Source organism: Erwinia sp. SLM-02, from assembly GCF_037450285.1.
Taxonomy (GTDB): Bacteria; Pseudomonadota; Gammaproteobacteria; order Enterobacterales; family Enterobacteriaceae; genus Erwinia.
In genome coordinates this window covers 1-308 of the sequence record NZ_JAQISN010000036.1, presented here as the reverse complement: position 1 = coordinate 308, position 308 = coordinate 1, and the positions used below count along the sequence as shown (strand labels likewise).

Annotated in this window: 2 rRNA genes; both read left to right on the top strand. The window is 55.2% G+C overall.

The window, feature by feature from the left end:
• Positions 1–81, top strand: a 23S ribosomal RNA gene (locus PGH32_RS24645); the annotation flags it as partial.
• 108 nt (positions 82–189) lie between these two features.
• Positions 190–305, top strand: a 5S ribosomal RNA gene (rrf, locus tag PGH32_RS24640).
• Positions 306–308 lie beyond the last annotated feature (3 nt).

Here is a 308-nt window from a genome sequence, read left to right as displayed (position 1 = left end):
CTACGACGTTGATAGGCCGGGTGTGTAAGCGCAGCGATGCGTTGAGCTAACCGGTACTAATGACCCGTGAGGCTTAACCTTACAACACCAGAAGCGTTCTGGTGAGTGTTGAGAGACAACACGAACATTTTCAGCTTGTGACGGATTGATTTGCGTGGCCTGAGAGGGCGGCGTAAATAACAGAATTTGCCTGGCGGCTTTAGCGCGGTGGTCCCACCTGACCCCATGCCGAACTCAGAAGTGAAACGCCGTAGCGCCGATGGTAGTGTGGGGTCTCCCCATGCGAGAGTAGGGAACTGCCAGGCATC